The sequence below is a fragment of the Streptomyces sp. NPDC001709 genome (genome assembly GCF_053596375.1).
The window spans coordinates 47959-68885 of sequence record NZ_JBSFGB010000020.1 but is presented as its reverse complement, the minus strand read 5'-3'; the positions used below and the strand labels follow the sequence as shown (position 1 = coordinate 68885).

Here is a 20927-nt window from a genome sequence, read left to right as displayed (position 1 = left end):
CAGGCGTCGGAGCGGTTGTCACTCCTCGCTTCGGACACAGGTGTCCCCACCCGGTAACCCCCCCTGGGCACTGGTTTGTGTGCTCACTGTGCCCGGTCTGCACAGTTCGCACACATGTTATGCCGGTCGGTGTGCGGGGATCGGCGTTTTGGGAGAATCGGCGGTCATACGCGCTCGACGAGTTCGCCGTCCTTCTCGTCGTACAGCGCGCCCGTCTCGGGGCACTCCCATCCGCCCGACTCGCCTTCCCGCTCGACCAGTCGGACGCCGGCCCGGCCCACCCAGCCGATCCGGCGCGCCGGAACCCCCGCCACGAGCGCGAAGTCCGGTACGTCCCGGGTCACCACGGCACCCGCCGCGACCAGCGCCCAGCGACCGACGCGTACCGGCGCCACACACACCGAACGGGCCCCCAGCGACGCCCCCTCGCCCACCACCACGGCCACGGCCTCCCAGTCGCCACCGCGCTTCAGCCGGCCCTGCGGGTCCACCGAGCGGGGGAAGTGGTCGTTGGTGAGCACCGCCGCCGGGCCGACGAACGCCCCGTCACCGAGCACCGCGGGTTCGTAGACCAAGGCGTGGTTCTGGAGCTTCACGTTGTCGCCGATGCGCACCCCCGGGCCCACATATGCTCCTCGGCCCACGATGCACCCGCTGCCCAGCCGGGCCTCCTCCCGGATCTGGGCCAGATCCCAGACCGTCGTACCGTCACCGATCGTGGCCGTCTCGTCGACCTGGGCGGTCGGCTGGATCCTGAAGTTCACCGGGCTGAACCCTTCTTCTCGTCGAGCAGAGCCGGAAACGCCGCCTGGAGCGCCTCGCGCCAGGGGCGGATCGGTTCGATCCCGGCCCGGCGCCAGCGGTCGTGCCCCAGAACGCTGTAGGCGGGGCGGGGAGCGGGCCGCGGGAAAGCGGTGCTGGTGGTCGGCCGGACGCGCCCGGGGTCCGAGTCGAGCAGCCGGAAGACCTCCCGGGCCAGGCCGAACCAGGTCGTCTCCCCGCCGCTGGTGCCGTGGTAGACCCCGGCGGGCGCGGTACCGGAGAGGGCGGCCTGCCCGAGCCGCACCAGCCGGTCCGCGAGGTCCACCGTCCAAGTGGGCTGTCCACGCTGGTCGTCGACCACGTCGACGGTGTCCCTGACCGACGCGAGCCTGATCATCGTGTCGACGAAATTGTCGCCCCCCGCCCCGTACAGCCAGGCCGTACGCACCACGTACCCCGCGTCCGGGAGCGCCGCCAGCACCGCCCCTTCCCCCGCCAGCTTGGTACGTCCGTACGCGCTGCGCGGCGCCGTCGGCGCGTCCTCGGGGTACGGGCTGGTGCCGTCGCCCGCGAACACGTAGTCCGTCGAGACCTGGATCAGCCTCGCGTCCGTCTTCGCGCAGGCCTCGGCGAGGTGCCGGGGCCCGTCGCCGTTGACCCGCAGGGCGTCCGCCTCGCGCGCCTCGGCCTCGTCAACGGCCGTCCAGGCGGCGCAGTTGACCACGATCCGGGGCCGGTGCGCATCCACCGCGTCGCGCACCGCGCCGGCGTCCGTGATGTCGAGACTGCCACGAGCCAGGCCGACGGCTGTCTCGCCGTCCCGGCGGAGCCGCGCCAGAACGTCCCGCCCGAGCATTCCGGTGGCGCCGGTGATCAGCCAAGTGGTGGTCATCGTTACCCGTTCGTCGTCGGAAGGCGGCTGCACTGGAGCGCCGCACGCTCCTTCAGCGGCTCCCACCAGGCGCGGTTCTCCCGGTACCAAGTGACCGTCTCCGCAAGGCCGGTGGCGAAATCCTTGCGGGGTTCGTAGCCGAGTTCCGTACGTACTTTGCCGCAGTCCACCGAGTAGCGGCGGTCGTGACCCTTGCGGTCGGCCACGTATTCCACGCTGGTGTCCCAGTCCGCGCCGCAGGCCTCCAGCAGCAGAGCTGTCAGCTCCTTGTTGGACAACTCGGTGCCGCCGCCGATGTTGTAGACCTCACCGGCGCGTCCCTTGGTGCGGACCAGTTCGATGCCCTGGACGTGGTCGTCGATGTGCAGCCAGTCGCGGACGTTGCCGCCGTCGCCGTACAGCGGGACCTTCTTGCCGTCCAGCAGGTTCGTGATGAACAGCGGGATGACCTTCTCGGGGAAGTGGTGGTGCCCGTAGTTGTTGGAGCAGCGGGTCACCCGCACGTCGAGGCCGTGGGTGCGGTGGTGGGCGAGGGCGATCAGGTCGCTCGACGCCTTGGAGGCGGCGTACGGGGAGTTGGGGCGCAGCGGATCCGTCTCCGGCCAGGAGCCGGAGTCGATGGAGCCGTACACCTCGTCGGTGGAGATGTGCACGAACGTCTTGGATCCGCCGTGGCGCAGCGCCGCGTCCAGCAGCGTCTGGGTGCCCAGGACGTTGGTCCGGATGAACTCGGTGGCGCCCAGGATCGAGCGGTCCACATGCGACTCGGCCGCGAAGTGGACCACCTGGTCGTGCTCGGCGAGAAGCTCGTCGACCAGCGCTGCGTCGCAGATGTCACCCTTGACGAAGGCGAATCCCAGGTGATCGCGCACCTCGTCGAGATTGGCCGGGTTGCCCGCGTAGGTGAGCTTGTCCAGCACCGTCACCGCCACATCACCCGGGCCGGCCGGACCGAGCAGCGTACGGACGTAATGCGAGCCGATGAAACCGGCACCGCCGGTCACCAGGATCCGGGTCGGCTGTGCGGAAGAGGTGGGGGCCGTCATGACGAGATCTGCACCTTGCTGTGGTCGCCGAGGACGAGACGGTGGGCGGCAGGCTTGCGGGGCGCGGGAGTCACCTCGACGTTTCGGCCGATGAGGGAGGCCTCCACCCGCCGGACACCGCTGACCGAGGAGTCACGCAGCACGATGGAGTACTCGATCTCGCTGTCCTCGATCCGGCAGTCACCGGCTATCGAGGTGAAGGGGCCGATGTAGGAGTCGGTGATCACGGTGTTGGCGCCGACGATCACCGGGCCCACGAGCCGGCTGCCGGTGACCTTCGCCCCGGGTTCGATCCGTACCCGGCCGATGATCTCGCTGTCGTCGTCGACCGTGCCGTCGATCCGGCGCTCCAGGGCCTCCAGCACCGAGCGGTTGACCTCGAGCATGTCGGTGACGTTCCCGGTGTCCTTCCAGTACCCGGAGATCGTCGTGGAACGCACATCACGTCCGGCGTCGATCAGCCACTGGATCGCGTCGGTGATCTCCAACTCGCCGCGTGCGGAGGGCTTGATCGCGCGTACGGCCTCGTGGATCGCGGGGGAGAAGAGGTACACGCCCACCAGCGCGAACTCGCTCTTGGGGTGCCGGGGCTTCTCCTCCAGGCCGATGACCTGGCCCGCCGCGTCGAGCTCGGCCACGCCGAACTCGCTCGGGTTCGGAACCTTCGTCAACAGGATCTGCGCCTGCGGCCGTTCGGCACGGAAGGAGTCCACCAGATCCGTGATGCCACCGACGATGAAGTTGTCGCCGAGATACATCACGAAGTCGTCCCCGCCCAGGAACTCACGGGCGATCAGCACCGCATGGGCCAACCCCAGCGGTGCCGCCTGCGGAATGTAGGTGATGTCGAGGCCGAACGCGGAACCATCGCCCACCGCCTCCCGGATCTCCCCGGCGGTGTCCCCGACGATGATCCCGACCTGGGTGATGCCCGCCTCGGCGATCGCCTCCAGACCGTAGAACAGCACCGGTTTGTTCGCGACTGGTACAAGTTGTTTCGCCGATGTATGGGTTATGGGGCGCAAACGGGTACCTGAGCCACCAGACAACAAAAGTGCCTTCATGCGCATCACCCTACTTACGCCGGACATGCCGACGGAGGGATTCCGCACACACAGTGGTGTCAGTACCCGACCCGGAAGGTCGCGTCCTGGCGGTCGGTGGTCGTGGTGATCGGGTCGATGCGCAGCACGTAGTCCGAGTGCCGGATGTATCGGGTGGGGTAGTTGTACGACCGGAACGACGCCCACGTCGCGTCCGCGAGGCCCGCTGTCCGGTAAAAGGTCGCGTCCGCGGCGAACGTCGGCGTACCGTCGTTGACGTCCAGTCGCAGTGCGTAGTCGTAGTGGCGCAGATAGCGGGTCGGGTAGTTGACCGACTGGAACGAGACGCCCGTGTCGTCCGCGAGACCGGGCACGAGCTTCCATTGCGAGTCGGTGGGCGGGTCGATGGGGTACTCGTCGATACGGCCGATGAAGTTGCCGTGACGGACGTAACGGCCCGGGAAGTTGTAGGACTTGAGGCGGTTCCAGGCGGGCGCGCCCCACTTGGTGACGAGGTTGTCGTACTCGGTGCCGCTGATGGCCGCGATGCCGCAGTGCTTGGAGTTCAGCGGCTGGGTGTAGGTCTTCTGGTCGAGGGCGGTCCAGGTGCCCGCCGCGAGATCGGTGGTCCGCCAGGCGTAGAAGACGCCGTTGGGTGTGTAGGTGTCGCCCCACAGGTACCAGGTGTTCGACGTCAGCGACTTGACGAGCGTCGGGGCCTCGGTGCCGCCGTGGGAGACGGCCGTGCTGAACTCCTTGAAGCTGCCCGGTTCGAGGGAGGTGGATCTCGCCCCGACGAGGGTCTGGTTCTTCTTGAAGTAGAGGTAGTTGGCACCGTTGACGCCCACGGCCATGTCGCCGTCGATCACGTCGTAGCCGGGGTCGAAGAAGACCTGGGGTGCGGAGACGGTGGCGAAGTCGGTCGTGTAGTTGACCATGATGACGTTGTGCCCGCTGTCGTCGACTGCGGAGTAGATGACCGCGTACTGGCCCCGGCCCGCGTCCCAGAACGCCTCGGGCGCCCAGCAGTGGGTGTTCATGCCGTGCAGCTTCAGCCGGTGGTAGCCGGTGAAGGTGCGCAGGTCGGTGGAGTACCAGACGTGGATGTACTGGCTGACGTAGGTCCAGTCGGTGCCCTTGAGATCCGTGGCCAGGACGACGAACGAGCCGTCCTGCTTGCGCAGGATGAAGGGGTCGCGCAGCCCGAGGTCCCCTTCGGTGGGCGTGACGACGGGGTTGTTCTGGTTCAGCGGCATCCAGTTGAGCGAATCGGTGCTGACGGCGAGGTGCAGGCCGTAGTCGGTGCCCTCACCGAGGCTGGTCGACTCGGTGAAGTAGGCCATGACGTACGCCGAGTCGGCGGCGTGCGCGGTGCCGGCGCCCAGGCTCAGCGTGCCTGTCACCGCCAGGGGGGTGGCGGCCGCCAGGCCGAGGAAGTGGCGGCGGGAGGTCGTCATGCGTGCTCCAAGGGGTGTGCGGCCCTTATGGACGGCAAGCGTGTGATCGATATATCGAACGAAGTTCGGTGAACCGATCAGAAGGTAGGGCGTGGCCATGTGCGCGTCAATCATCTGGAACATCATTGGTGAAGTCTGTGCACATGGAACGCGGGTGCGGCCCCTGCAGCTGCGCCGGGCCAACGCCCTGTACGTACCGAGCGGCCCGAGGGACGACGAGGGGCTCGCCCTCACCATCGGCTTGGTCCTGGCCGTGGCCGGCTCAGCGGCCCTCGCCACGGAACGACCCCGCGACTGACCGTCGGTCATGAGCGACCCCTGAGGCTCCAGTGGCTCAGAGCTGACTGAGAGGTAGCTGTGCCACGCTGGTGCGCGCCCACATCCCCTCAGGAGCTCCTGGATGACTCTGATCAACGGTCTGCCCGCCCATGTCCTGTTCGTCCATGTGGTCGTCGTGCTGATACCCCTCGCCGCGCTGGCCCTGGTGACGGCCGCGTTCTGGCCGCGTGCCGCCCGGCGGCTGGGCGTACTGCTCCCGGTGCTCGCCTTCGTGGCCCTGGTCAGCGTGCCGCTGACCACGCACGCCGGCGAGTGGCTCGAACGGCACGTGCACGATGACGCCCTGGTGCGCCGGCACACCGAGCTGGGTGACGGTCTGCTGCCGTGGGCCCTGGGCCTGTTCGCGCTGGCGGCCGTCGTGTGGTGGGCGGGGCGGCGTGCTCCGGCGGAGCCCGGACAGGACGGCGGCATGCGCTGGTCCGCCCTGCCGGTGCGGATCGTCGTCGGCGTGCTCTCGCTGGCCGTCGCGGTGGGAGCGGTCGTGGACGTCTACCGGATCGGCGACTCCGGAGCGAAGGCCGCCTGGCACGACGCCTACTCGAAGACGGCGACGGGGTCCGGGGACGGCTCCTGAGGCGGCGCCCACCCGGTCGGGCTCCCGTCGGCGTGAGGTCCTGCTCGTGGTGGGGCCGGATGGTCCCGGGTCCCGGCGCATGATCGACGCGGCTCCTCGGCCGGGGCCGAAGGGCCCCCGGCCCGGTCCGAGTGGCCCGTGGTGCCCTCGGCCGCAGGCGCCCACGCTGGGAACGGGAGCCATGAAGGGAGCCGGTGCGATGACCTCGACCACCACCATGAGCGCGGCCCTTGAGCCCGTGCACCGCGAACGGCTGATGCGCCTGGCCCGGGAGGTCTCCTTCGAGCCCGGCACCCGCCTTTTCGAGGAGGGCCGGCGAGCCCACCGCTTCTGGATCCTGCGCACCGGCACCGTCGCCCTCGACCTGCACGTGCCGGGCCGCCGCCCCGCCGTCATCGAGAGCCTCGGGCACGGCGAACTCGTCGGCTGGTCCTGGCACTTCCCGCCGTACCTGTGGCACTTGGGCGCCGAGGCCGTGGGCGCGGTGCGCGCCTGGGAGTTCGACGCCGAGGCCGTACGGGCGATGTGCGCCGAGGACCCCGAGTTCGGCCGGGCGGTCGCCGTCTGGGTCGGGCGCGTGGTCGCCCAGCGGCTGCACGCCTCCAGGGTCCGGCTGCTCGACCTCTACGCCCCCTACGGCAGCGGTGATCTGCTCTGACCCCGGTCAGGTCGGTGACCTGCGCCGCGACGGTGCCCGCGAGGGCTGCGCAGGGACCGATGCCGTCCGTCAGGGCGTGCGCGCCCTGTCGGCCTCCGGGAGGTCGGGGTCGAGGTCCGGATGGCGGGGCGGTCCGGCCAGGGCGCAGTGCACGTCGACCACGCCCGCCACGGCCCGTGCGAGCCGCGCCGCGAACGGGACCAGGGCGGTTTCACGGACCCGGCCGGCCAGCGTGACGACACCGTCGTGTACCTCCACGCGGACGGTGGCGGTGCGCGGTCCGAAGAGGCGTACGACGACCTCGCGCCGGACTTCCTCGGCGATGTCCTCGTCGTCCCGCAGGAAGACCTTCAGCAGGTCGGAGCGACTGACGATGCCCCGCAGCGTCCCGTCACGCGCGACGACCGGCAGCCGCTTGACCCTGGTGCGGGCCATGAGGCGCGCCGCGTGGGCGAGCGTGGCGTCGGGTGCCACGGTGACGGCCGGGGCGGTCATCAGCCCGGCCGCGGTCACGGCGTCCGCCCTGTGCACCTCGGCCAGGTCCCGCATCGGCCCGTAGCGGCCGATGCCACCGTCCCGGTACTCCTCCTTGGGCAGCAGATCGGCCTCGGAGACGACGCCGACGACACGGCCCGCATCGTCGAGCACCGGCAGGGCGCTGACCCACCACTCGCGCATGACCTTCACGATGTCCTTGAAGGACGCCCCCGCGCGCAGGGCGACGACCCGGTGCGTCATCACGTCTCTCACGAGGGCCGGAGTGCCGTTCATGGCGCCTCCACAGGCTCGGATGCCGACTTCCGACACCTTCAGGCTGCGACGCCGACCTGTCGGTGGCATGGGCCGAGTGGTCCCGATCCCATGCCCCGTCGGCCCCGCCCATCCGAGACGAGGGCTCCGGTGAGCAGGCCTATTCGGCGGGCAGCGGTACGCGCCAGTCCAGTGCGGCGCCGCCGTCCTCGGGGCTGGTCACCTCGAGCCGCCCGCCGAGCCTCTCCGCCCGCTCGGCCATGTTGAGCAGCCCGCTGCGACGGCCGCCGCGCGGGATGCCCACACCACTGTCCGAGACCCGCAGGCACACCGCGCGGCCGTCGGTCGTCAGGACCACCTGGGCCCGATCGGCGTGGGCGTGCCGGGCGATGTTGGTGAGGGCCTCGGTCAGCACGGCCACGACGTGGTCGGCGATCCCGGGCGGCACATCGGTGTCGACCAGGCCTTCCATGCGCAGGCTGGGCGCGAAGCCCAGCACGGGAGCGGCCTCGCCGACCGCACGGACGACCCTCGCCCGCAGTCCGCTCCCCGCGGTGCCCACGCCCGCCCGCAGCCCGAAGATCGTGGACCTGATGATCTTGATGGTCTCGTCGAGGTCGTCCACGGCGCGCAGCACGCGCTCGGAAGCCTCGGGGTGTTCGATGAAGCGGCCGGCGCTCTGCAGGGTCATCCCGGTGGCGAACAGCCGCTGGATGGCGAGGTCGTGCAGATCCCGTGCGATGCGGTCGCGGTCCTCCAACAGCGCGATCTGCTGGGCGTCCTGCCTGCGCTCGGCCAGCTCCATCGCGATCGCGGCCTGCGCGGCGAACCCCTGGAGCATCTCGGTCTCCTTCTCGAAGAAGACCGGCCGGCCGATTTCGCGGGCCACCAGGACCACCCCTCGAACGCCGCCCGCGCCTGTGCCGATCGGCACGGCCACGGCGGGACCGAGCCCGCCGAAGCGCGGCGGCTCGGGGGTGATCCGTGGGTCGTGGACGACGTCGCCGCTGGTGACCGGGGCGGCAGCGGTGTAGGCCAGCCCCATCAGGCTTTCGTGCATCGGCAGCACCAGTCCGCGGTGTGCCTCCGCGTCCACTCCGACGGCGATCTCCACGGTGAGCGACTTCGTGCCCTCCATGGGCATGGCCACCGCCGCCAGGGCCGAGCCCGAGATCTCCCTGGCACGCTCGGCGATCAGACCGAGGGACTCGGCACGGTCGGTGCCGGACATCAGGCTGTGGCCGATCTCCGCGTTCGCGCCCAGCCAGCGCTCGCGCAACCGGGACTCCTCGTACAGGCGCGCGTTGTCGATGGCCACCCCCGCCGCCACGGCCAGCGTGGAGAGCACCGACACATCCTCCTCGTCGAACTCCAGCCCCTCGCGCTTCTCGGTCAGGTACAGGTTGCCGAAGACCTGGTCGCGGACCCGGATCGGGACGCCCAGGAAGCTGTTCATCGGCGGATGGCCCGGCGGGAAGCCGTACGAGGCGGGGTGGGCGGAGATCTTCGCGAGGCGCAGGGGCTGCGGGTGCCGGATCAGTTCTCCGAGGATGCCGTGGCCTTCCGGATAGGGGCCGATCGCGGAGATCTGCTTCTCGGTGACGCCCACCGTGTGGAAGGCGGACAGCCGTGTGCCGTCGGGTCCGATGACGCCGAGGGCTGCGTACTCCGCGTCCACGAGTACCGCGGCCGCCTCCACGATGGAACGCAGGACCTGCTCCAGGTCCAGCTCCCGGCCGACGGAGAGGACCGCCTCCAGCAGACTGTGCACCCGATCCTGGGTGCTCCGGGCCGCGTCGATCCGGGCCTGCAGCTCCTCCAGCAGCTCGTCGAGCTTCAGCTGCGGCAGTCGTACGCGGGGCTCCTCGGGGCCGGCCACCATGTCCCTCCAGGTCCCGTCGGCGCACCGCACCGCGGGTCCCCTCCACGGTATCGACTCCGGCCCCGGGGCGACATACCGGGTCACCGGCCTCGCCTTCCGCGCCCCGGCCGGGGCCGATCGGCCCGGTCACCAGGACCGACAGCACCTCCCCGGCGGTCCGTTCCCGTCCGACGCTGGAGGAGTCCGCAGACCAGCGAAACCGGAGCCACCCTCGCGCGAAGAGGCCCGCCATGATCCGTGCCCCTGATCCGACGCACCGCCGCATCGACCTCGACCGGGCCGAGGCGCTGCGCCTGCTCGGCAGCGTGCCGCTGGGCAGGGTCGTGTTCACCCGTCAGGCGCTGCCCACCGTCCGCCCGGTGAACCACATCGTGGACGGCGACGACATCGTGATCCGTACGCACGAGGGCGCCGCCCTGACCTCGCAGACGCAGGAGGCGGGTGGCCCGGGCGTGGTCGTCGCGTACGAGGCCGACGCCATCGACCCCGACACGCACCTCGGGTGGAGCGTGGTGGTCACCGGCTATGCCCGCCTGGTGACCGACCCGGCAGAACTCGCCCGCATCCGCGGTCTGTTGGTTCCCTGGGTGCCGCAACGGGAGGTGGACCACGCGATCCGTATCCGTCCCGAGTTGATCACGGGAGTGCTGCTCACCGAGCGGGAGGACGAGCGGAGTCGCGCCGAGGGCGGTCCGGAAGACGATCGCCGTCGACCACGTCGCCCACGCTGTAGTTGACGGGCACGATCACCGGCCCGTAGCGGCGGCTGCGGCGGATCGGCCGTCACGCTCCTTGTCGGTCAGGCCGCGGGAACGGCGACTTCCGCGTGCTGCTCCCCGCCGAGCACGATCTTGAGCGCGCCGGTCTCGGCGGCCCGGGAGAAGACGTCGTAGGCCTCCTCCATGTGGTCCAGCGGGAAGGTGTGGGTGACCAGTTGCCCGGTCGGCAGCCGGCCGGCGGCGGCCATCCGCAGCAGGGTGGGTGTGGAGTAGGTGTCCACCAGGCCGGTCGTGATGGTCACGTTCTTGATCCAGAGATCTTCGAGGTGCAGCGTCACGGGCTCGCCGTGCACGCCGATGTTGGCCACATGCCCGCCGGGGCGGACCATACGGGTGCACAGCTCGAAGCTCTCCGGAACGCCGACCGCCTCCATGACCACGTCCGCGCCGAGCCCGTCGGTCAGGTCGGCGACCAGCTGGCCGGGCGCCTCGTGGACGTCGGCGACGGCGTCGGCGCCGATCCGGCGGGCGGCCTCCAGCCGGGCCGGAGCCAGGTCGACCGAGATGATCCGGTCCGGGGCGAACAGGTGCGCCGTGGCGATCGCCGCCAGCCCGATGGGCCCGGCGCCGACGATGGCGACGGTGTCCCCGGGACGCACGTGCCCGTTGAGGACGCCGACCTCGTAGGAGGTCGGGAAGATGTCCGCGAACAGGACGGCGTCCTCGCTGGGCACGGTACCCGGCAGCGGATGCACGGAGAGGTCGGCGTAGGGCACGCGGACGTACTCGGCCTGCGTGCCGTCGATCAGGTGGCCGAGGATCCAGCCCCCACCGCCCCGGCACTGGCCGTACGAGCCGTCCCGGCAGAACCGGCACCGGCCGCAGGAGGTGATGCAGGAAACCAGCACCCGGTCCCCGGGCCGTACCGTGCGCACGTCGCCGCCCACCTCGACGATCTCTCCGACCGCCTCGTGCCCGAGCACCGTCCCGGACCGGACCTCGGGGACGTCGCCCTTGAGGATGTGCAGGTCCGTCCCGCAGATGGTCACGGCGCCGACCTGCACGATGGCGTCGGTGGGTTCCTCGACGGCGGGGTCCGGGACGTCCTGCCAGGACGCCTGTCCCGGACCGTGGAAGACGAAGCCTTTCATGGCAGCTCCTGGTCGCTCCTCGTCGTTCCCAGCTTCACCCGGCGGGGCGCGGTGCCGCTTGGGCCGTCCGGCCCTCGCCCGCGGCCGGAGGGCGCCGCTGCGGTTCCTCGGCCGAGACGTGGCGGAGCGGTGCCCCGTACGGACCGGCAGCCAGGGCCGAACGGCCCTACCGCCCCGTCCGGCAGCCCGGTTCCCTCGTGCCATGTCCTGGAACGACACGGCCCGCGTGGGGGAGCACGACACCGCACGCGAAGTGGTCGTGGCCCACCGTCTGGCGGGCGGAGCAACCATCGTGTCCCTGCACGGCGAGATCGACGTGCTGACTGCCCCCACGCTGTCGCGACGGCTCGACGCGCTCACCGGGGGTCCCCAGCCGGACCTGGTGCTCGACCTGCGGCCGGTCACGTTCATCGACTGCACCGGACTCGGTGTCCTGTGCCGCACACGCAACCGGATGCTGGCCCGGCAGGGCCGACTGCGGCTGATCACGGAGAGTGCGGGCTTCCGGCGGATGCTGCGGGTCACCGGACTGGGGGACGTCTTCGAGGTGCACGCACGACTCCCTCAGCCTCTGCCCGAGCCCCATGAAGGTGCGGCGCGATGAACGCGAAGTCGGTGCCGTGGCACCGGCGGAGCAATCCGATGCGGCGCCGCGAGGACATCGTTCGGGCCTGGCGGTCCGACCACGACAGGGCCGCGCGCCCTCTTGGGCGCCGCCGCATCGCGACCGGCGAGAGCCGCCCCACCCCGGCGCTCGCACACGACGACGACCATGGAGTGGGGCCGGTCGGCCCCTGGTGTGCCCGGCGCCGATGGATGGATGATCAGCTTCGTGGGCAGCCCGCAGTCTGTCCGTTTCCGGGGAACGAGAGGTCGTCATGACCGAGATGCGCACCTTCACGGAGCAGGACCCGATCCGTGTGTTCCTGCTGGACGACCACGAGGTCGTACGGCGCGGCCTGACCGACCTGCTCGACGCCGAACCGGACATCCGCGTGGTCGGTGACGCGGACACCGCCGAGCACGCGCTCGTCCGAGGACCCGCCCTGCGCCCGCACGTCGCCGTTCTCGACGTGCGGCTCCCGGACGGGGACGGCATCACGGTCTGCCGGGAGCTGCGGAGCCGGATGCCGGAGCTGGCGTGTCTGATGCTGACCTCGTTCGACGACGAGGACGCCCTGCTGGACGCCATCATGGCCGGAGCCTCCGGCTATGTGCTGAAGCAGATCAAGGGCTCCGACCTCGTCTCCGCCGTACGCACCGTCGCCTCGGGGCAGTCGATGCTCGACCCCGCGACCACGGCCAGGCTCATGCGCTCGCTGCGCACCGACCCGGCGGAAACCGCGTCGCTGCCTCCCGAGCTGGCGGGCCTGTCACCGCGTGAGCGGGACATCCTGGCCCTGATCGGGGACGGTCTCACCAACCGTGAGATCGGCAAGAGGCTGTACCTGTCGGAGAAGACCGTCAAGAACCACATCTCGAGAATGCTGGCGAAGCTGGGCGTCCAGCGCCGGGTCCAGGCGGCGGTCCTCGCCTCGCACCTGGAGCCGCAGCAGTCCGGGGGGCGCTCGGCCCGGTGATCGAGGAAGTCGGGGAGGCGGTTCGGGCCGGGAGGAGATCCCGCGCCGCCGGGCGAGCATACGGCGGCACGGTCCGCGCCGGTGCAGCATCCGTACTTCCCGGGGCCGGACGCCCAGGTCCGGCGCCCGGTGCACGAGCCGGAACGGTGGCAGCCGCGGCCGACGTGCCGTCGGCGGCCGTCGGGCCGGAGGCTGGAGGCGATCATGTCCGGACCGAGTGACCGCCGGCCGATCGTGGTCGGCGTGGAGACCGACCCCACCCGGCGGACGGCGCTGGCCTGGGCGGCCGACGAGGCGTCCCGCCGGAGGCTGCCGCTGCGGCCGGTCCGCGCCGAGGGCGTGCCGACGAGGGGGCAACGGGGGCCGGATGTCCCTGCCTCCTGGGAGGAGTGGAACGAGGAGCTGCACCGGAGCGGGAAGCAGGTCCTCGCCGAGGCCGTGGACTTCGTCGCGGCCCGGCATCCCGAGGTCGAGGTGGACGCCGTACTCGCCGAGGGCGACCCCGTGTGGGTGCTGGGCGAGGAGAGCCGTGCCGCCACGGCGGTCGTGCTGGGCTCGCAGCACCTCAGCCGGGCCCGGGAGGTGTTCGGCTCCGCCGCGGTCGCCCTGCCCCTCATGGCCCGCGCGCACTGCCCGGTGGTGGTCGTTCCGGAAGCCGAGCACGCCACCGGTGACTCCGCGTTCTACGTCGTCGGCGTCGACGGCAGCGAACTCTCGGCCGCCGCCGTCGACCTGGCGTTCGAGGAGGCCGCGCTGCGCGGCGCCGACCTGCGGGCACTGTACGTCTGGCAGCCCGGACCGCTGCGGATCTTCGACGAGCACGGAGCGCAGCAGGAGTGCCGCCGGCTGCTCTCGGAGACCGTGGCCGGCCGGCAGGCCCGCCACCCCGACGTGGACCTGAGCCAGGAGCTGGTTGTCGGACACCCGGTGCAGGCGCTCACCGACGCCTCCGCCGAGGCGCTGGGCCTGGTGGTGGGCACGCATGGGCACGGTGGCTTCACGGGGATGCTGCTGGGTTCGGTCAGCCAGGGAGTGGTGCACTACGCCCGCTGCCCCGTCATCGCCGTTCCGCCGGCGCGGACCTGAGCATCCGCGTACCCGAGCGGAGCCCCGGAGCCGTCACGGGAAATCCGGTACGACGGCCACCGGGCAGCCGGCGTGGTGCAGCACCGTGTGCGCCACGCGCCCCAGCTCGAGTCCGCCCCGACCGCGGCGCCGCGCCTCCCCGACGACCAGGAGGTCGGCCGCCGCGGACCGCTGGAGCAGCACCGTGCGGGCCGGTCCCTCGACGACCGAGCGGTGCACCCGCGCGTCCGGGTGATCGGTCAGGGGATCCTCCAGCAACTCGTCGATCAGCGCGGTCGCCTGCTCCTCGTGGGCGAGGCCCGCGTCGACGGTGGGCAGGGGCTGTTGCGCCGGCCGGTCGGCCGGCCGTCGCCAGGCGCGGACCACGTCCAGCTCGCACTTGCGGGCCTCGGCCTCGCGCAGCGCGAAGCTTGCCGCCATGCCGCTCGTGCCGGGTTCCCCGACACCGAGGACGACCCGGCCGTGCGTGCCCGCGATGCCCGGGGTGTCGCCCCGGATCACGACGACCGGTCCCGCCGCCCGGCCGGCGACGGCGAGGCCGACGGTTCCGAGGCGCAGTTCCCGCATCTCCCCTCGGCCACGGCAACCCATCACCAGGGCGGTGGCGTTGTGGCCCTCGCGCAGGAGCGCGTCCACCGGATCCTCCGGGAGAACGGCGGCGTCCACCGGGACGGCCGGGGCTCGCCGGTGGGCACGCTCCGTCGCGACGGCGACGATGTCGTCCGCCGTCATCCGACGCGGGGGTGGTGAGGATCCCGTCGAGGCCGGACGGCCCTCGTAACGCTCCCACCGCGACGCGTACACGAGCCGCAGCGGCAGACCGTGCATGTCGGCCTCGTCGGCAGCCCAGTCCACGGTCAGCAGGCTGAAGTGGGAACCGTCGACACCCACCACGAGGGGAAGACGCATGACCCTCACCGCCTTTCGCCGGACTGCGTGCACTACGGCGGTCCTGTCCTCACACTCACACCGTCGAGGCGATGAACCGATGGGCGGTTCGGCCCTTCCGATCGGCAACGGACTCAGCTGCCCCGGACCCGTTCGGCCCCGGGCAGGGTCCGGGCGGCCCTCCGACTGCGGCCCGTCACCGCTCCTCGGAACAGGTCACTGCTGCTGGGCACGCACGATCACGACCGGGCAGCTCGCATGCTGTGACACATGCTGGCTGACCGAGCCGAGCAGGGCGGCGGCGAACCCGCCTCTGCCCCGGCTGCCGACGACCAGGACCTCGGCTCCCTCGGCGGCCCGCAGCAGCACGTCCGCGGGGTTGCCGTGCACCAGATGGCTGCGGACCGAGTCGGCCGCGTCCGCGCCGAGCACGTCGGTCAGCTCCTTCCGCATCCGCTGCCGGGTCTCCTCCTCGTCGACGTCCATGTCCACGGCCGGGGCCGACCAGCCGTAGAGCCCGGGCAGCTCCCACACGGCGACCGCTTCCACGGTGCCGCCGACGAGGCCGGCGTACCGGATGGCCCAGCGCAGGGCCTCGTACGAGGACGGCGATCCGTCGACCCCGACGACGACCCGGGGCTCGGAGGCATCCCTGTCCATGTGTCCCACCTCTCCTACGGCTCTCCCACCCCGTCGATCGGCCACGTTCGTTTCCACGCTGCACGCGGTGCCGCGATCTCGCCAGGGCAACGCGCTGTGCCCTCCCAGGGCGATCCTCCGAGAAAAGGGCGACGATGTCCGTGGGGGGAGTGCTCATGCAGGGGAACGTGGGAGGTACCGCGCTTCATGTCGTGGGAGAGGCCATGAGCAAACGAGCGCCCGCCCGGCCCCGGGCCGAGGTGAAGGGTTGTGGTTCCCGGCTGCCGACGCGCAGAGCGGCGCGCACCACCGTCGTACGCAGGGCGTCTTCGGCGAAGGGTGACTGGCTGCTGCTGCCCGGCGGCTCGTGGCGGCATGTCGAGACGATCCGGGTGCGCAGCCTCTTCGGCTGAGAGCGCCGGCGCCGGGCGGATCGACGCTCTCGGCTACGGCCGCTCACGGCTGCTCACGCTGCTGCTGGGGCACGATCACGACCGGGCACTGGGCGTGGTGCAGCAGCGTGTGGCCGACCCGCCCGAGCTGAAGGCCGAAGTGGCCCGTCCTGCGGCGCGCGCCGATGACCACGAGATCCGCGGCCGCCGACCGGCTCACCAGGATCTTGCTCGCCGGCCCCTCGATCACCGAACGGTGGGTCCGGACCTGCGGAAACTCGGCGCTCAGGGCACCGAGCGACGCATCGATCAGCGCGGACGCTCCCGCATCGGCCGGCTCATCGGCCCGCGCCCGATCATCGCTCGCACCATGGGCAGGGCGGCGCCAGGCACGTACGACGTCCAGGGCGCAGCCCCGGACAGCGGCCTCGCGGAAGGCGAATCGGAGGGCCTCGGAGCCGGTGTCGGTGTCCCCGAGGCCCAGCAGGATCCGCCCGTGCGTACCGGCGAGACCGGCTTGATCACCTCGCACCACGACCACGGGGCAGTGGGCCCGGGCCGCGACGGCCAGACCGACCGAGCCGAGCAGCAGCTCCTTGAGCCGACCGCGCCCGCGTGAGCCTGTCACCACGGCGAATGCGGCATCGCCCTCGTGCACCAGGGCGGTCGCGGCGTCCTCCGGGAGGATGTCGGTGGTGACCTTCACATCGGGGTTGTGCCGCTCTGCGCACTCGGCCGCGGCGGTCACGATGTGCTCGGCCAGCAGCTGCTCGGCGGGACGACCGGTATCGGATTCCGGCAGCTCGCCCTCGTAACGCTCCCAGAGGGAGCCGTGGACGAGCCGCAGGGGAACGCCGTGACGGACGGCTTCGGCCGCGGCCCAGTCGACCGCGAGCAGACTGGCATGCGATCCGTCGACGCCCACAACCAGAGGGAGTGTCATCGTCCCCACCGCCTTTCCTGGGCCACCGGTCAGATCTGCGGCACATGGGCCGTTTTTCACGGTCGCATTCGCTCGGCCAGGGCGCGAGGGCCCTTCGGCTCATTCGGCTCCTTCTGCGGGCTTTCAGCCCCGGTCGGCCGTACGACCGAGGAGTGAGCGGGAACAACTCCCGCACATCAAGCGCTGCTGGGGGACGGAACCGACCGGCGAAGGAGCGTGAGACCGATGGCGACGGCAGGGTACGACCGGCTCGACAGGCCCGAAGGGAGCCGGACCGACGAGACCCCTTTGGTGACGACGTGCGGACGCAGGATCGAGGTGCGGTGCCTGCACCTCGGGCACGGCGACCGGCCCGTCAGCCGGATCGCCCTGGACGTGGGGGAGGACCAGGGCGGCGAACCGGGAGTCTGGGCGGCACTCACCCCGGCCGAGGCCCGGGGCCTGGCCCACCTGCTCCTTGAGCGGGTCGGCGCGGCCGAGCAGCCCGCCGGAACTCCCCGAGCGGCGCGCCGCCCTTGAAGACCGGGTCCGGCGTCGTGGCGGTCAGCCGCGGCGCAGTGCGGCGAGCGTCGCGGCGAGGTCTGCCGGGCGGGGACGGTTGTGCGGCAGCTTGCCCAGCAGGGCCGCCATGCCGCAGGTGTCGGTGAGCGCGGAGAAGACGAGGCCGCCCGCGACGCCGGCCGAGAGGATCTGGAAGGCCGGGTGTACCAGCAGGCCGAGGAGCAGGCCCAGAAGGATGACCGTGCCCGCGGTGAAGCGCACTTGCCGCTCCATGCTCCAGCCGGCGCGCGTGTCACAGGCGGCAGGCCGGTGCAGTTCGTGCCCTTCGGCGGCCCAGGCGCTGGTGCCGCCGGTGAGGGTGGCCGTCCGGATGCCCTCACCGGCCAGCAGCTTGCACGCGCTGTCCGAGCGGGCGCCGGAGGCACACACCACCAGGACGTCGCCGTGTCCGGCGGCGTGCCGTATCTCGGGCAGCGCGCGCCGAATCCGGTCCAGGGGGATGTTCAGGGCGCCGGGCAGGTGGCCGGAGGCGTATTCGGCGGGGGTGCGTACGTCGATGACGGTGAGTTCGTGCAGCCGGGCGCGGGCCTGGCCGGTGTCGAGGGTGAGGGGGGTGGTGGTCATGGCAGAGGCGATCCTTGATGTTCGCTGCCGTCCCGGACCGGGACGTACAGTACCCCTAGGGGTATTTTTCGAGGAGTGATCGTGGAACTGGAGCTTGAGGGCGCGTCCCTGAAGGCCGTGCTGAACCGGCTGCGGCGTGCGCAGGGCCAGATCTCCGGCGTGATCCGGATGATCGAGGAGGGGCGGGACTGCGAGGACGTCATCACGCAGCTGGCCGCCGCCTCGCGGGCCCTCGACCGGGCCGGTTTCGCGATCATCGCCACCGGCCTGCAGCAGTGCGTGGCCGACATCGAATCGGGCCGCAAGAACGGTGAGGACACGGAGGCGATGCGCGCGCGGCTGGAGAAGCTGTTCCTGTCGCTGGCGTAGCGAATCGCCCGCGCGCGGTCATCGCAGCACCGCGTCGACCAGCATGAAGCCGGCCACCGCCAGCAGGACGAGGGCGAAGACCCGCTGCAGGGTGTGTCCGGACAGCTTCGCCGACAGGCGCTTGCCGTCCCAGGCACCCAGGATCGCCGCCCCGGCGAAGGGCGCGATGACGGCCCAGTCCAGTCCGTCGGCCGTACCGGCGCGCATCACCAGGGCGGCCAGTGAGTTCATGGTGATGACGAGCAGGCTGGTGCCCACGGCCGCCCGCATCCGCATCCCGAGGACGTTGATCAGCGCCGGGACCGCGAGGAAGCCGCCGCCCACGCCGAGGACACCAGTGACCGTGCCCAGTCCGGCACCGGCAGCCGCCGCCCGACCCGGCCGTACGCGCACGGCGTCGTCCGAGTCCGAGCGGGGCCTGAGCATCCGTACCGCGGCGGTGGCCGCGACCACGGCGAAGGCCATGGTCAGCACCGCCTCCGGCAGGTGTCCGGCGAGCGCCCCGCCCAGCATGGCCGGGCCGATCCCGGCCGCCGCGAACAGCAGCCCCGTACGCCAGCGGACGTGGCCGTCGCGGGCGTGCGCGCTGAGCGCGGTGGCGGAGGTGACGGTGACGATGACCAGGCTGGCCGTGGTGGCCGCGACCGGGGTGAAGCCGAGCAGGTAGATCAGGGCGGGCACGGTCAGTACGCTGCCGCCGCCTCCCAGGGCGCCGAGCGCCAGGCCGATGACGGCCCCGGCGATCAGCGCGAGCAGCACAGCGCTCACGCGACGGTCCCGGTCCTGCCGCGCGCGTCCACGACCGGGAGTCCCGCCCCGGCCCACTCCTGCATGCCGCCCATGACATCGACGGCTTCGACGCCCATGCCCAGCAGCAGTTCGGCGGCCTGCCGGGAGCGGCGGCCGGAACGGCAGATCACGACGACGGGCCTCGCCTGTGCCTCGGCGGGGAGCCCGGCACCGGCGGCGAGTGCCGTGAGGGGCAGGTGTACGGCTCCGGGGGCGTGGCCGGCCCGCCACTCGTCGGGTTCGCGTACGTCGAGCAACACGGAGGACCCGCTGTCTCCGGCCGCCGGCGCATATTGTGTGCGCGCGGCGGCCTCCCGCACCGTCACCCGCGCCGGGCCGCCCCGGGCGTGTCCGAAGCGGGTGCGCACGGTCAGCCCGGCCTTCTGAGCCGCGTCGAAGCCGTCGTCGACCGCGACGACGTCACGGCCCGCGGCATCCAGCAGGGAGGCGGCGATGGCGGCTCGCATGCCGCCGGCGCAGTGCACCCATATCTGTCCGTCGGGGACTTCGCGCAGACGGCGGTGCAAGGTGTGCAGGGGGATGTGGACCGAGCCGGCCACCTGCCCCGACGCCCGTTCCGAGTCCCGGCGCACGTCCAGTACGACGATGCCGTCCCCGGGGTGCTCGGCGAGGTCGGCGAACGTGGCGCGTGGGAAGGAGGCGAGGGCCTCGCCTTCCCGTGCCCAGCGCGACGGGTCTCCGGTGGCCGCGGCGGCCGGGCGGTCGATGCCGACCCGTACCAGCTCGCGCTGGGCGGCGGCGAGTTGTCCGGCGGACTCGGCGAGCAGGGTCACCGGCTTGCCCCATGGGATCAGCCAGGCCAGGTAGGTGGCGAGCTGTCCCGCGGCCTCGAAGTTGAACGAGCCCGCGACATGCCCTTCCGCGAAGGCGACCCGGTTGCGCAGGTCGACCACCCACTCCCCGGCGGCGAGCCGCCCCGCGATCTCGTCGGCGTCCGCGAGGGCGGGCGGGGTCAGGTCCACGGGCGCGGGCCCCGCGGCGTTCACCGGGCCCATGTGGGCGTAGTAGGCGGGCGTGTCGTCCAGGCCGGCGAGCAGGTCGGCGACGAAGGCCTCCACGTCCCGGGTGAGGGCGGTGTTGGACGCCTTCTCGTCGCCGATCGTGGTGGACGTGCCCTCCGCCCGGCCGGCCGAGCAGAAGCTCCCGAAGCCGTGCGTGGGCAGCACGACGGCGTCGTCCGGAAGCTCGGTGGCCAGGCGGTGCGCGGAGGCGTGCTGAGCGCGGGCGAGGTCTTCCGTCAGCCGTGGTTCGACCAGGTCGGGTCGGCCGACGGTGCCGATCAGCAGGGAGCCGCCGGTGAACACGGCGACCGCCGTGCCGTTCTCCTCGAGCGCGTACGAGGTGTGGTGCGGGGTGTGGCCGGGGGTCGCGATCGCGCGCAGCACCAGTCCGGTGCGCGCGTCGATCCCGTGGCGGTCGCCGTCGTGCACCGGTACGCGCTCGTACGTGACCCGTGCCGCGGCGGGCACGAGGTAGGCGGCGCCCGTGACCCGGGCCAGCTCCAGTCCGCCGGTGACGTAGTCGTTGTGCAGGTGCGTCTCGACGACGTGGGATATCCGCACCCCGCGCCGTGCGGCGGCGGCGATCACCTGGTCGATGTCGCGCGGCGGGTCGACCACCACGGCCGTCCGCTCGCCGCCTGCCAGGTAACTGCGGTTCCCGAGCCCGGCCACCTCGATCGTGTCGACGAAGAACACGGGTACTCCTTTCCGGCTTCCGGGTGAAATTACCCCGGGGGGTATATGTTCGACGGTAGCACGAGTACCCCCGGGGGTATTTTGGGGCGGGCGACCGCGATGCCCAAGAAAACCGATCAGTTCCC

24 protein-coding genes and 1 pseudogene are annotated in these 20927 nt (G+C 71.7%); 10 read left to right on the top strand and 15 right to left on the bottom strand.

All coding sequences use genetic code 11. From position 1 onward, the window contains the following. Window positions 1-164 precede the first annotated feature (164 nt). From ACWC0C_RS27380 to ACWC0C_RS27360, 5 genes are read right to left on the bottom strand one after another with little or no spacing between them, the layout of a single operon-like run. Entirely contained in the window at window positions 165-764 is a 600-nt protein-coding gene (locus ACWC0C_RS27380; protein WP_449194420.1) for an acyltransferase, read from the bottom strand. After that, window positions 761-1654 (bottom strand): dTDP-4-dehydrorhamnose reductase, encoded by an 894-nt coding sequence (rfbD, locus tag ACWC0C_RS27375; protein ID WP_450866492.1) that lies wholly within the window; start codon window positions 1652-1654, stop codon window positions 761-763. The genes ACWC0C_RS27380 and rfbD overlap by 4 nt, the downstream gene beginning before the upstream one ends. Window positions 1655-1656: 2 nt before the next feature. Beyond that, a complete protein-coding gene (gene rfbB, locus ACWC0C_RS27370; RefSeq protein WP_450866490.1) occupies window positions 1657-2700 on the bottom strand; it encodes a dTDP-glucose 4,6-dehydratase in 1044 nt (347 codons plus the stop codon). Continuing rightward, window positions 2697-3764 (bottom strand): glucose-1-phosphate thymidylyltransferase, encoded by a 1068-nt coding sequence (locus ACWC0C_RS27365; protein WP_449194417.1) that lies wholly within the window; start codon window positions 3762-3764, stop codon window positions 2697-2699. The genes rfbB and ACWC0C_RS27365 overlap by 4 nt, the downstream gene beginning before the upstream one ends. 59 nt (window positions 3765-3823) lie before the next feature. Next, window positions 3824-5200, bottom strand: a complete 1377-nt coding sequence (locus tag ACWC0C_RS27360; RefSeq protein ID WP_450866489.1) for a glycoside hydrolase family 43 protein — start codon at window positions 5198-5200, stop codon at window positions 3824-3826. 154 nt (window positions 5201-5354) lie between these two features. On the opposite strand from ACWC0C_RS27360, the gene ACWC0C_RS27355 reads away from it, so the two are divergent. From ACWC0C_RS27355 to ACWC0C_RS27345, 3 genes are all read left to right on the top strand, one after another. Then, window positions 5355-5498, top strand: a complete 144-nt coding sequence (locus ACWC0C_RS27355) for a hypothetical protein (RefSeq protein WP_450866487.1) — start codon at window positions 5355-5357, stop codon at window positions 5496-5498. A gap of 102 nt (window positions 5499-5600) precedes the next feature. Then, window positions 5601-6113 (top strand): DUF2231 domain-containing protein, encoded by a 513-nt coding sequence (locus ACWC0C_RS27350; protein WP_450866486.1) that lies wholly within the window; start codon window positions 5601-5603, stop codon window positions 6111-6113. Window positions 6114-6312: 199 nt separating this feature from the next. Beyond that, entirely contained in the window at window positions 6313-6771 is a 459-nt protein-coding gene (locus ACWC0C_RS27345; protein ID WP_449194413.1) for a Crp/Fnr family transcriptional regulator, read from the top strand. A gap of 69 nt (window positions 6772-6840) precedes the next feature. On the opposite strand, the gene ACWC0C_RS27340 is transcribed toward ACWC0C_RS27345, so the two are convergent. Both ACWC0C_RS27340 and ACWC0C_RS27335 read right to left on the bottom strand, forming a co-directional pair. Then, window positions 6841-7542, bottom strand: a complete 702-nt coding sequence (locus ACWC0C_RS27340) for a CBS domain-containing protein (RefSeq protein ID WP_450866485.1) — start codon at window positions 7540-7542, stop codon at window positions 6841-6843. Window positions 7543-7681: 139 nt separating this feature from the next. Beyond that, a complete protein-coding gene (locus ACWC0C_RS27335; protein WP_450866483.1) occupies window positions 7682-9403 on the bottom strand; it encodes a sensor histidine kinase in 1722 nt (573 codons plus the stop codon). Window positions 9404-9633: 230 nt separating this feature from the next. On the opposite strand from ACWC0C_RS27335, the gene ACWC0C_RS27330 reads away from it, so the two are divergent. After that, the gene (locus ACWC0C_RS27330) at window positions 9634-10140 is read left to right on the top strand and encodes a pyridoxamine 5'-phosphate oxidase family protein (protein ID WP_450866482.1); all 507 of its coding nucleotides are present in this window, start codon (window positions 9634-9636) and stop codon (window positions 10138-10140) included. A 62-nt stretch (window positions 10141-10202) separates the two neighbouring features. Here the strand turns inward: ACWC0C_RS27330 and ACWC0C_RS27325 are convergent, their stop codons facing one another. After that, entirely contained in the window at window positions 10203-11273 is a 1071-nt protein-coding gene (locus ACWC0C_RS27325) for a zinc-dependent alcohol dehydrogenase family protein (protein ID WP_450866481.1), read from the bottom strand. A 202-nt stretch (window positions 11274-11475) separates the two neighbouring features. On the opposite strand from ACWC0C_RS27325, the gene ACWC0C_RS27320 reads away from it, so the two are divergent. The 3 genes from ACWC0C_RS27320 (at window position 11476) to ACWC0C_RS27310 (ending at window position 13939) form a co-directional block, all read left to right on the top strand. Continuing rightward, complete coding sequence (locus ACWC0C_RS27320) at window positions 11476-11877, top strand: STAS domain-containing protein (RefSeq protein WP_449194408.1); 402 nt, start codon at window positions 11476-11478, stop codon at window positions 11875-11877. Window positions 11878-12151: 274 nt separating this feature from the next. Next, a complete protein-coding gene (locus tag ACWC0C_RS27315) occupies window positions 12152-12853 on the top strand; it encodes a response regulator (RefSeq protein ID WP_449194407.1) in 702 nt (233 codons plus the stop codon). A 204-nt stretch (window positions 12854-13057) separates the two neighbouring features. Next, window positions 13058-13939: a universal stress protein gene (locus ACWC0C_RS27310; RefSeq protein ID WP_450866479.1), complete on the top strand. Its 882-nt coding sequence runs from the start codon at window positions 13058-13060 to the stop codon at window positions 13937-13939. A gap of 33 nt (window positions 13940-13972) precedes the next feature. Here the strand turns inward: ACWC0C_RS27310 and ACWC0C_RS27305 are convergent, their stop codons facing one another. Then, on the bottom strand, window positions 13973-14848 hold the full coding sequence (locus ACWC0C_RS27305; RefSeq protein ID WP_450866477.1) for a universal stress protein: 876 nt from the start codon (window positions 14846-14848) through the stop codon (window positions 13973-13975). A 195-nt stretch (window positions 14849-15043) separates the two neighbouring features. Then, the gene (locus tag ACWC0C_RS27300) at window positions 15044-15487 is read right to left on the bottom strand and encodes a universal stress protein (protein WP_449194404.1); all 444 of its coding nucleotides are present in this window, start codon (window positions 15485-15487) and stop codon (window positions 15044-15046) included. 203 nt (window positions 15488-15690) lie between these two features. On the opposite strand from ACWC0C_RS27300, the gene ACWC0C_RS27295 reads away from it, so the two are divergent. Further along, window positions 15691-15879 carry a hypothetical protein gene (locus ACWC0C_RS27295; RefSeq protein ID WP_449194403.1) on the top strand — a complete coding sequence of 63 codons (189 nt, stop codon included), beginning with the start codon at window positions 15691-15693 and terminating at the stop codon, window positions 15877-15879. 43 nt (window positions 15880-15922) lie between these two features. On the opposite strand, the gene ACWC0C_RS27290 is transcribed toward ACWC0C_RS27295, so the two are convergent. After that, window positions 15923-16801: a universal stress protein gene (locus ACWC0C_RS27290; protein WP_450866475.1), complete on the bottom strand. Its 879-nt coding sequence runs from the start codon at window positions 16799-16801 to the stop codon at window positions 15923-15925. 225 nt (window positions 16802-17026) lie between these two features. On the opposite strand from ACWC0C_RS27290, the gene ACWC0C_RS27285 reads away from it, so the two are divergent. Continuing rightward, complete coding sequence (locus tag ACWC0C_RS27285; RefSeq protein ID WP_450866473.1) at window positions 17027-17320, top strand: hypothetical protein; 294 nt, start codon at window positions 17027-17029, stop codon at window positions 17318-17320. A gap of 24 nt (window positions 17321-17344) precedes the next feature. On the opposite strand, the gene ACWC0C_RS27280 is transcribed toward ACWC0C_RS27285, so the two are convergent. Further along, window positions 17345-17926, bottom strand: a complete 582-nt coding sequence (locus ACWC0C_RS27280) for a rhodanese-like domain-containing protein (RefSeq protein ID WP_450866472.1) — start codon at window positions 17924-17926, stop codon at window positions 17345-17347. Window positions 17927-18007: 81 nt separating this feature from the next. On the opposite strand from ACWC0C_RS27280, the gene ACWC0C_RS27275 reads away from it, so the two are divergent. Beyond that, window positions 18008-18295, top strand: a complete 288-nt coding sequence (locus tag ACWC0C_RS27275; protein WP_059256491.1) for a metal-sensitive transcriptional regulator — start codon at window positions 18008-18010, stop codon at window positions 18293-18295. An 18-nt stretch (window positions 18296-18313) separates the two neighbouring features. On the opposite strand, the gene ACWC0C_RS27270 is transcribed toward ACWC0C_RS27275, so the two are convergent. From ACWC0C_RS27270 to ACWC0C_RS27260, 3 genes and pseudogenes are all read right to left on the bottom strand, one after another. Next, entirely contained in the window at window positions 18314-19063 is a 750-nt protein-coding gene (locus tag ACWC0C_RS27270) for a sulfite exporter TauE/SafE family protein (protein ID WP_450866471.1), read from the bottom strand. Beyond that, window positions 19060-19344, bottom strand: coding sequence for a rhodanese-like domain-containing protein (locus ACWC0C_RS27265; protein WP_450866635.1), 285 nt, complete (start codon window positions 19342-19344; stop codon window positions 19060-19062). The genes ACWC0C_RS27270 and ACWC0C_RS27265 overlap by 4 nt, the downstream gene beginning before the upstream one ends. Before the next feature lie 99 nt (window positions 19345-19443). Then, window positions 19444-20802, bottom strand: a pseudogene (locus ACWC0C_RS27260) (MBL fold metallo-hydrolase); the annotation flags it as partial. Window positions 20803-20927: the final 125 nt, after the last annotated feature.

What these genes read in the sequence shown, in the direction of transcription:
- rfbD (WP_450866492.1), bottom strand. Translation starts at nt 1,654, where the DNA reads ATGACCACCACTTGGCTGATCACCGGCGCCACCGGAATGCTCGGGCGG.
- rfbB (WP_450866490.1), bottom strand. Translation starts at nt 2,700, where the DNA reads ATGACGGCCCCCACCTCTTCCGCACAGCCGACCCGGATCCTGGTGACC.
- ACWC0C_RS27365 (WP_449194417.1), bottom strand. Translation starts at nt 3,764, where the DNA reads ATGAAGGCACTTTTGTTGTCTGGTGGCTCAGGTACCCGTTTGCGCCCC.
- ACWC0C_RS27360 (WP_450866489.1), bottom strand. Translation starts at nt 5,200, where the DNA reads ATGACGACCTCCCGCCGCCACTTCCTCGGCCTGGCGGCCGCCACCCCC.
- ACWC0C_RS27350 (WP_450866486.1), top strand. Translation starts at nt 5,601, where the DNA reads ATGACTCTGATCAACGGTCTGCCCGCCCATGTCCTGTTCGTCCATGTG.
- ACWC0C_RS27345 (WP_449194413.1), top strand. Translation starts at nt 6,313, where the DNA reads ATGACCTCGACCACCACCATGAGCGCGGCCCTTGAGCCCGTGCACCGC.
- ACWC0C_RS27340 (WP_450866485.1), bottom strand. Translation starts at nt 7,542, where the DNA reads ATGAACGGCACTCCGGCCCTCGTGAGAGACGTGATGACGCACCGGGTC.
- ACWC0C_RS27335 (WP_450866483.1), bottom strand. Translation starts at nt 9,403, where the DNA reads ATGGTGGCCGGCCCCGAGGAGCCCCGCGTACGACTGCCGCAGCTGAAG.
- ACWC0C_RS27330 (WP_450866482.1), top strand. Translation starts at nt 9,634, where the DNA reads ATGATCCGTGCCCCTGATCCGACGCACCGCCGCATCGACCTCGACCGG.
- ACWC0C_RS27325 (WP_450866481.1), bottom strand. Translation starts at nt 11,273, where the DNA reads ATGAAAGGCTTCGTCTTCCACGGTCCGGGACAGGCGTCCTGGCAGGAC.
- ACWC0C_RS27320 (WP_449194408.1), top strand. Translation starts at nt 11,476, where the DNA reads ATGTCCTGGAACGACACGGCCCGCGTGGGGGAGCACGACACCGCACGC.
- ACWC0C_RS27315 (WP_449194407.1), top strand. Translation starts at nt 12,152, where the DNA reads ATGACCGAGATGCGCACCTTCACGGAGCAGGACCCGATCCGTGTGTTC.
- ACWC0C_RS27310 (WP_450866479.1), top strand. Translation starts at nt 13,058, where the DNA reads ATGTCCGGACCGAGTGACCGCCGGCCGATCGTGGTCGGCGTGGAGACC.
- ACWC0C_RS27305 (WP_450866477.1), bottom strand. Translation starts at nt 14,848, where the DNA reads ATGCGTCTTCCCCTCGTGGTGGGTGTCGACGGTTCCCACTTCAGCCTG.
- ACWC0C_RS27300 (WP_449194404.1), bottom strand. Translation starts at nt 15,487, where the DNA reads ATGGACAGGGATGCCTCCGAGCCCCGGGTCGTCGTCGGGGTCGACGGA.
- ACWC0C_RS27295 (WP_449194403.1), top strand. Translation starts at nt 15,691, where the DNA reads ATGAGCAAACGAGCGCCCGCCCGGCCCCGGGCCGAGGTGAAGGGTTGT.
- ACWC0C_RS27290 (WP_450866475.1), bottom strand. Translation starts at nt 16,801, where the DNA reads ATGACACTCCCTCTGGTTGTGGGCGTCGACGGATCGCATGCCAGTCTG.
- ACWC0C_RS27285 (WP_450866473.1), top strand. Translation starts at nt 17,027, where the DNA reads ATGGCGACGGCAGGGTACGACCGGCTCGACAGGCCCGAAGGGAGCCGG.
- ACWC0C_RS27280 (WP_450866472.1), bottom strand. Translation starts at nt 17,926, where the DNA reads ATGACCACCACCCCCCTCACCCTCGACACCGGCCAGGCCCGCGCCCGG.